The sequence below is a fragment of the Rhodoluna sp. genome, assembly GCF_049276775.1.
Taxonomy (GTDB): Bacteria; Actinomycetota; Actinomycetes; order Actinomycetales; family Microbacteriaceae; genus Rhodoluna.
Genome location: NZ_JBASXC010000039.1, coordinates 19,580 through 27,850, shown reverse-complemented (window position 1 = coordinate 27,850; position 8,271 = coordinate 19,580). Strand labels below are relative to the sequence as shown.

General features: G+C 51.9%; 8 protein-coding genes. 3 read left to right on the top strand and 5 right to left on the bottom strand.

The genetic code is table 11. The annotated features are described in order from the left end of the window. The coding region (locus WAO31_RS03205) for a DUF3710 domain-containing protein (protein WP_509590186.1) at positions 1-245 on the bottom strand (245 nt) is incomplete at its 3' end. Beyond that, entirely contained in the window at positions 246-683 is a 438-nt protein-coding gene (gene dut / locus WAO31_RS03200; protein ID WP_509590184.1) for a dUTP diphosphatase, read from the bottom strand. A gap of 22 nt (positions 684-705) precedes the next feature. On the opposite strand from dut, the gene WAO31_RS03195 reads away from it, so the two are divergent. After that, a complete protein-coding gene (locus tag WAO31_RS03195; RefSeq protein WP_509590182.1) occupies positions 706-1,167 on the top strand; it encodes a DUF3093 domain-containing protein in 462 nt (153 codons plus the stop codon). On the opposite strand, the gene WAO31_RS03190 is transcribed toward WAO31_RS03195, so the two are convergent. Continuing rightward, positions 1,164-1,448 carry a DUF4193 family protein gene (locus tag WAO31_RS03190; RefSeq protein WP_509590180.1) on the bottom strand — a complete coding sequence of 95 codons (285 nt, stop codon included), beginning with the start codon at positions 1,446-1,448 and terminating at the stop codon, positions 1,164-1,166. The genes WAO31_RS03195 and WAO31_RS03190 overlap by 4 nt on opposite strands. A 155-nt stretch (positions 1,449-1,603) precedes the next feature. Here WAO31_RS03190 and sepH point away from each other — a divergent pair, with 155 nt between their 5' ends. After that, entirely contained in the window at positions 1,604-2,635 is a 1,032-nt protein-coding gene (gene sepH / locus WAO31_RS03185; RefSeq protein WP_509590177.1) for a septation protein SepH, read from the top strand. A gap of 18 nt (positions 2,636-2,653) precedes the next feature. Here the strand turns inward: sepH and WAO31_RS03180 are convergent, their stop codons facing one another. Continuing rightward, positions 2,654-3,760 carry an alkaline phosphatase family protein gene (locus WAO31_RS03180; RefSeq protein WP_509590175.1) on the bottom strand — a complete coding sequence of 369 codons (1,107 nt, stop codon included), beginning with the start codon at positions 3,758-3,760 and terminating at the stop codon, positions 2,654-2,656. Positions 3,761-3,793: 33 nt separating this feature from the next. Between WAO31_RS03180 and WAO31_RS03175 the strand changes: the two genes are divergently transcribed. After that, the gene (locus WAO31_RS03175; protein ID WP_509590173.1) at positions 3,794-6,190 is read left to right on the top strand and encodes a DNA gyrase/topoisomerase IV subunit A; all 2,397 of its coding nucleotides are present in this window, start codon (positions 3,794-3,796) and stop codon (positions 6,188-6,190) included. On the opposite strand, the gene WAO31_RS03170 is transcribed toward WAO31_RS03175, so the two are convergent. Beyond that, positions 6,187-8,268 (bottom strand): DNA gyrase/topoisomerase IV subunit B, encoded by a 2,082-nt coding sequence (locus WAO31_RS03170; protein ID WP_509590171.1) that lies wholly within the window; start codon positions 8,266-8,268, stop codon positions 6,187-6,189. The two genes, WAO31_RS03175 and WAO31_RS03170, sit on opposite strands and share 4 nt — an antisense overlap. Between the last annotated feature and the right edge of the window lie 3 nt (positions 8,269-8,271).

Sequence of the window (8,271 nt, the reverse complement as noted above, 5' to 3'; positions counted from 1 at the left end):
CCCGCGCTACCCGGAGCGCTAAAGGCTTGCAACTGAAGAGAAGACCCTTGGTGGTCGATTGTGAGGGCAACGATTCTGCTTGAAGCTTCGTCGACCTCAAGCTTGAGCGTGACGTCCTCTCTGACTGGAACTTGAAGCGCACCGAAGTCAATCGAAGGGCGAAGTTGGACCACCTCCGTCAAGTCAAAGGGCCCCACGGTGCTGCGATCTACCGGTTGGGATTTTGAATTGCCGTAGTCAACCATCTATTTGCGGCCACTCGAGCCAAAGCCGGTTTCGCCGCGCTCGGTCTCTGGCAGTTTCTGCACCTGAACAAACTTGGCGGTTTCAACGGTCTGAATAAGTAATTGTGCGATGCGATCTCCCACCGCCACCTCAAAATCGGTATCTGACGAGTTATACAAAATAACTTGTATCTCACCTCGGTAACCTGCGTCTATTGTTCCAGGGGTGTTCAAGACCGTAATCCCGTGCTTGGCGGCCAAACCCGATCTCGGGTGAACCAAGCCTACGAAGCCATTAGGTAGCGCAATTGAAACACCGGTTGGAACTACTAATCTCCCGCCCGCCGGAATGGTCACCGCGATGGTCGAACGAAGGTCGGCCCCGGCGTCGCCGGGTTTTGCATATGCGGGTTCAAAACCGGCAGCTGCCGTTATCAGGACTGGAACTTCATTCATCATCTGACAGCGTAATCTAGATTTTGTGCCCAGCCTAAAACCAACCGAGCCAATTCTCTACCGAGAGCGGGTGTGCCCAAACCTTGGGACATTTGCAGCGATAGCCGTTCTAATTCCGGCGATAGCCCTGGTTTCAGAGCCCTTTGACTTCCGCATTGGTTTGGTGATTGGGCCGCTCTTGGTCTTCGGGATATGGGCGGCATTGTATTTTTTTTCTCCGGTGATTAGCGTTGGAAAACAATTTCTGACCGTCGGGGCTGCCACTATCCCACGTGCCCTGCTTGGCAAAATAGTAGAAGTTCCTAAGGATCAAATCTTCCATGAACGCGGGCCCGGACTAGATCCCGCCTCATACAAGGTCTTTCAGGGAACCGTGAAAACGGCAATCAAAATAGCTATCAAAGACCCAGATGACCCTACTCCGTATTGGCTTATTTCAACTAGAAAGCCAACCCAGTTGGCGACTGTGCTTAGGGCGAGTGTTTAGACGTCGCACTCTGAGCAAATCGGCCCATTTTTGGTCTTTCTAGCAACCAGCGAGCGGTGCTTCACGATGAAGCAATTTGAACAGGTGAATTCGTCTTCCTGAGGTGGTAAGACAACAACATCGAGGTCCTCGGACACCACATCAGGGATAGAAAATGAATCTCCCGAGTCGTCAACCTCGGTATCCGAGGCGCCAGTTTTGGCAGGCACGCGCTCTTTTATCGCCTCGATGGACTCCGTGTCATCGTCGGCTTTGCGAGGTGCGTCGTAATCTGTTGCCATTTTTGAGCCCTTCGGTTGTGCAGTAAGCGCTAGTAGTGTCCAACAAAAAGGCTCCAATAGCAAACCGACACAACGAGATTTTCCTCTAAAACTCCCGTGTATTTACTGGTACCCCCCGCCGCTTACTGGCACACTCTAGATAGGAGACAAAAGCCATGAAAGACATTAAGTTCCTGGGCACAGACGGTGATTTTCTATTGCTTGAGACGGCCGAGGGTCAGCGGTACCGGCTCCTGGTTGATGACAGCGTCAGAAGGGCCAGTCGAGGGGAAACCGGCAATCGCTTGGACGCCCCGAGCATCACCCCGCGCGAGATTCAGGAGGAAATAAGGGTCGGTAGAACCATTGACGAGGTAACCGCCTCGAGTGGTGCCCCGGAGGAGTATGTCCGAAAGTTTGCCCAACCAGTCCTGGATGAACTAAATCACGCAGTCCTAAATGCTTTAACAGTGCGCCTCGAAATTGCAGGAGATCGCTTCAATGAGCCGATGGCTCGTGAGTTTGGGGAGATAATCAAGTCCAGACTGGCCGCAAGCGGGGCGGGTATCGAGCGCTGGTCTGCAATGAAGGCTCCGGATCATGGATTTTTCATCTACTGCGAGTTCGAAATAGAAGGTGAAACCAAGAAGGCCACCTGGAGCTACGACCCCAAACGCCTAGCTCTAGCGCCAGAAAACGAGACGGCAATTGCCCTATCTTCTCAGGAACGCCTCGGCACCCCGCCTCCCAAACTTAGGCCGGTGGCAACCGAACCCAGCGGAATAACTCAAAACCTAGCCGACACCGTGGATTTGGCCGCATCCATGCCCCCGAGATCACAACCTGAAGTGGTCTCGAATCCGGAGCCTTCCGAGCCAGCAATTTCAGAAACCGCAGACCTGTTGGACGCCCTAAGAAAAAAGCGCAACGCAAGAGAATCCGTTGATGACCTTGAGCCCCACCCCTCAACGGAGGATCTCCGAATTGTGGAGCTATCCCCGGAAGATCTTTATTCCGAACAATCGGATGGGAGGCGCCAAGGCGAGCCGCTCCTCGAGGTTGTCCCAGACCCAGCACCTGAAACAGAGAAAGAACCTGAGCCAACGCCTTCACCGATTTCAGATGATCAGCCTGCAACTCCAAAGCGTGGAAGAGCATCAATACCCAGCTGGGACGAAATTGTTTTTGGAACCAAAACCGAAGAATAGCCTTCTATAAAAAACGAATTAGAAAACAATAAGTGGAACTTCCCACTCCGCCTTCGTCATTCCTCCGTGTTGTCCAATCATCTCAAGTGATTTTTGCTTGGCAAAGTCTCTGTGGTACACGACTCGACCAGACTTCGGCAGTAGAACTAGATCGGGTGAGATCCGAAGAGCGGCTGCAGACAGCGGCTCAAACCAACCCGCTTCAACAAGCTCTGGCACCGTTGCGACCTCGACCAACCCAGTAAGCTCCTCCGCTATTTCTTGGCGTTTAGCTACGAGGTCGGTCCCCTTCTCCAGGTACACATATCCCGCCCTCGGATCACCGCCGATCATCAAAATGTCCTTGAGAGAGGCAAACTCATCTAGGTAAATCTGCTCCGATTTTGCAACATCAATCACACCGTGGTCGGCTGTCAGAATTGCTCCGGCCGCCTTAGGCATTGCAACAAAGAATTTTGAGGCAATTGAGTCAAGCTCTTCCAGCACCTGAAGCCAATTATTTGAATCGACTCCAAATCGATGTGCAAGCTGATCAAGTTCTGGCACATAGAGGTAGACAAGGGTTCCGGGGATTCCGAGCTCTTTTCTTGTCAAGTCAAAGCGCTCCTCGATTGTCTTTGCTGCTAAATACCTCGATGCCGGCATCGTTGCCTTAGTAAAACCGCTGTTGGAGTACTCGGCCGGCCCAACGGTCACAACGTTCTGGCCTTGCTCAAAGGCGAGCTCAGAGATTGTTTCAAGGTCTTGATAGTAACGGGGAGGAAGTTTCTGACCCAGATCATTAAGCAGATTGATTGCTGTTCCCAGCTTTCGATCAAAAACTCTGTAGCCAAGGAAGGCGTGGGTGCCATTCCCTTTTCCGGTGGCAAGACTGGCAAGACTGGTTGCGGTTGTAGTCGGAAATCCAGCAAAAAGAGTCTTGGATCCTGCGAGCTTATTGTTTAAAAAGCTGGCATGAGCTCCAGCTGCCTTGATGTTTTCAACCCCAAGTCCATCAATCAAAATTACGGCATAACTTTTGCGGGAAGGCAGTCCAAGGGGATTTTGTTTTCCCTGAAGCGCAAGAAATGCACTGAGATTGGCCTCGGAAAGCCTCCCAAATGATTTTGGTACAGAAGGTAGCATCAAAGCTAAGTTTGCCACAGCAGCAGGAAGATCATGGCCAAAGAACAAATCGACAGAGTTCCAGAGCGCATCTTTGACATCGACCTTTCCAAGGAGATGCAGGACTCCTTTCTCGAGTACTCCTACTCCGTTATCTATTCGAGAGCCCTACCCGATGCGCGGGACGGGCTGAAGCCCGTTCACCGAAGAATCGTCTACCAGATGGGCGAGATGGGTCTGCGTCCGGATCGCGGCCATGTGAAATCAGCTCGAGTAACCGGTGAAGTGATGGGAAAGCTCCACCCCCATGGTGACAGCGCAATTTACGATGCTCTGGTTCGGATGGCCCAACCGTTTAGCTTGCGCGTTCCGCTAATCGACGGACACGGAAACTTCGGTTCTCTAGATGATGGACCTGCAGCAGCTAGATACACCGAGGTCAGGCTGTCATCGGCTGCCCTCATGATGAACGAGGGTCTTGGCGAAGACGTCGTTGACTTTAAACCAAACTACGACGCACAACTATCCGAGCCTGAGGTACTGCCAGCAGCTTTCCCAAATCTGCTGGTCAACGGAGCGTCTGGAATCGCCGTGGGTATGGCAACCAACATGCCTCCGCACAACATGCGCGAAGTGGTCAAAGCGGCTATCTACCTCCTTAGGAACCCGAAGGCCACATTAGACGACCTTATGAAGATTATTCCCGCCCCGGATTTTCCAAATGGCGGCATCATCATGGTCGGCGAAGGAATCAGAGAAGCTTACGAACTGGGAAGAGGCTCGTTTAAAACAAGAGCTCGAGTCAGCGTCGAATCAGTAGCGCCAAGAAAACTCGGACTTGTAGTCACGGAGCTTCCGTATCTAGTGGGACCAGAAAAAGTCATTGAGAAGATCAAAGAAGGCGTCAACGCAAAAAAGCTCCAGGGAATTTCAGATGTTATTGACCTGACAGATCGAAGCAATGGACTAAAGCTAATCATCGAGCTCAAAACTGGCTTCGATCCGCAAGTTGTTCTAGACCTGCTATACCGCTACACCCCAATGGAGGACAGCTTCGGAATCAACAACGTGGCGCTCGTGGATGGTCAGCCCCAGACACTCGGGCTTCGTGACCTGCTCGGGGTCTATCTAGCTCACAGAGTAATTGTCACTATACGCCGAAGCGAAAACCGACTGGGTAAGCGCCAAGCGAGACTGCACCTGGTCGAAGGTATGCTGCTGGCGATTGTCGGTATCGACGAGGTCATCAAGATCATCCGTGGCTCTGAGGAAGTCCAAGAAGCCAAAACAAAGCTCATGAAAAAATTCAAACTCAGCGAAATTCAAGCTGAGTACATCCTCGAGCTTCGACTTCGCAGACTCACCAAGTTTTCCAAGCTAGAGCTTGAGACGGAAAAGAAGCAGCTCTTGCTAGAAATCGCTGAGCTCGAGAAGATTCTTAAGAGCGACAAGGTACTGAAAGACCTGGTGGCATCAGAGCTTGAAGAAGTTGCAAAAAATTTCGGAGACGATAGAAGAACCACGCTTATGGCAGAGGGTGAAGTAGCAATCGTTCCCTCAGCAACCAAGAAACTCGTCAATGCCGAACTTACCGACTCACCTTCTGCACTCACCCTCACCGCCTCTGGCCGGGTCTATAGATCTGAGGATTCCAACGAGCCAACCACGCGTAAGAACGGCTATCGAAACTGGTTTGCAACGACAACCAGAAGCGATGTGGTTTTTGTTACCGATTCCGGCCGAATGCTAAGAACTCACGTCGGCGACATTCCGGTCGGTGACTCTAGTGTTCACAACTCGGGAACACCGGCAGCCGAGTTTCTTGGCCTAGGAAAGAAAGAAAAAGTCCTAGGGGTGTTCCCAGTTGATGAGCAGACTATCGTTGCGGTTGGCACCAGATCCGGAATTGTCAAACGAGTATCTCCAGATCTCCCGGCAAAAGCGGACTTTTTCTGCATCAAGCTAAAAGACGGAGATCGCGTAGTGGGTGCTGCTTCCTCAGTAGATAGCGATGAATTGGTCTTCATCACCCAAGATGCCCAGCTCCTGCGCTTTGATGCCGGTTCGGTCAGGGCACAGGGAGTAAATGGTGCCGGTATGGCAGGTATCAAGACAGATTCAGAGGTTATCTTCTTTGGCGTCATAAAACCCAAGGAGAAAAACGTGGTACTCACCGTTGCCAATAGCTCGGCATCCTTGCCCGGCACCGATGGCGGTGGAATGAAAGTGACGAAGTTAGCTGAATTTCCAAAGAAGGGCCGGGCTACCGGTGGTGTTAGGTGTCAGAAATTCATCCGGGGTCAGAATCAGATTGTCCTGGGCTACGTTGGCCCCGAGGGCTTCCAGTTGGTTGACTCCAAAGGCAAAGCCATTGGAGTCGAATACGAACTACAAAAAAGAGACGCGTCCGGTGACCCCGTACCGGCAATTACTTTTATCGGCCGCAGCTAAGCGTCGATTCTCTCGCGCTCCAAAGTATCGGCTGAGTCAATAATGAAGTCTCGACGCGGCCCAACCTCGTTGCCCATCAGAAGCTCAAACATTTTCTCGGCAGCCTCGGCGTCTTTCACGGTCACTCTTCTGAGTGCGCGCTTTGAGCGATCCATGGTGGTCTCAGCTAACTGCTCTGCGTCCATTTCGCCCAAACCCTTGTAGCGCTGGATTGGCTCCTGGTAGCTCTTTTTTGCGGTCTTCAACTTCGCGAGTAGCTTTTCCAACTCGACTTGGGAATAGGTATAGATGTGTTCGTTTGCCTTGGCTCCTGGATTTATCACGGTGACCCTGTGAAGCGGAGGGACGGCCGCGTAGACCCTTCCAGCCTCAACAAGCGGTCTCATGTACCTGAAGAATAAAGTCAGCAAAAGTGTCCGGATGTGGGCACCATCAACGTCAGCATCAGACATCAGAATAATTTTGCCGTAGCGCGCAGCCCCTAATTCAAAGCTCCTTCCCGACCCCGCACCAATCACTTGAAGGATCGAAGCGCACTCGGTGTTTGACAGCATGTCCGCGACTGAGGCCTTTTGGACATTCAAGATTTTTCCGCGAATTGGAAGCAGTGCCTGGTACTCGCTGTTTCTTGCAAGCTTTGCGGTTCCAAGAGCTGAGTCGCCCTCAACTATAAACAGCTCAGAGATTTCCGTTTCCGAGGTACGGCAATCCACAAGCTTGCTAGGTAGCGACGAGCTTTCCAGAGCATTTTTCCGACGCTGGGTCTCTTTATGTGCTCTGGCGGACACTCGAGACTTGGTCTCGGCCACGATTTTTTCCAGAACAAGTGCGGCCTGAGTCTTGTCGTCTCGTTTTGTGGACTTGAGCCTTTCGTTTAGGCGTTTTGTAACAACTGCCGAAACAATGTTTTTCACTGCAGGGGTTCCAAGTATTTCTTTGGTCTGACCTTCAAACTGAGGTTCCGCGAGCCTCACAGAAACGACTGCGGTAAGACCAGCAAGAATGTCTTCCTTTTCTACCTTGTCGTTGCCAAGCTTGAGTTTTCTCGAGTTGGCGTCGATCTCAGCTCGGATAGCCTTGACAGCGCCTTGCTCGAAACCTGAGACGTGAGTTCCGCCCTTTGGGGTGGCAATAACGTTTACAAAAGATCGGAAGTGAGTTTCGTAGCCGGTGCCCCAGCGCAGAGCAATGTCAACATCGCATTTTCTGGTGACCTCGGTTGAGACCATGTTTCCCTTTTTGTCCAAGACCGGAACCGTCTCGGTGAAATCTGCCTCTCCACGAAGGCGCCATACGGAGGTGACGGCGGTATCTGGAGCCAGGTAGTTCACAAACTCCGAGATGCCACCCTCAAACCGAAAATCCTGTTTGGTTCCCTTGGTGGTTCGCTTATCGCTGACGCTGATTAGAAAGCCAGGCACCAAAAACGCCGTCTGTCTGGCGCGCTCCTCTAGTTCTTTTAGATCGAAAGCAGTTTCTTTGACGAAAATTTGTGGGTCAGGCCAGTAGCGAACCCTAGTTCCAGTTTTGTTCTTGCCGACCTTGCCGATGATCTTGAGTTCACTCTTTTTTATGAAGGGTTTAAATGAATTGGTTGGGCTAATTGTCTTTTTGTCGTCAAACACTCCGGGTTCACCTCGCCTAAAAGACATTGCGAAGGTCTGGCCGTTTCGATCAACCTCAACATCGAGTCGTTCCGAAAGAGCGTTTACCACTGAGGCTCCAACCCCGTGGAGTCCGCCCGATGCCGCGTACGATCCGGAGCCAAACTTTCCACCGGCGTGAAGCTTGGTGAAAACCACCTCAACGCCAGATAGACCGGTCTTCGGCTCTATATCAACTGGAACTCCACGTCCGTCGTCTTCTACGGTCACCGAACCGTCTTTGTGGAGTTCAATTGAGACCTTTTTTCCGTGTCCGGCTAGGGCCTCGTCGACGCTGTTGTCGATGATCTCCCAGAGGCAGTGCATAAGACCACGTCCATCAGTCGAGCCGATGTACATACCCGGGCGCTTTCGAACTGCCTCGAGTCCCTCTAGGACTGATAGGTGTCTTGCTGAATAGTCTTCACTTGCCACCTA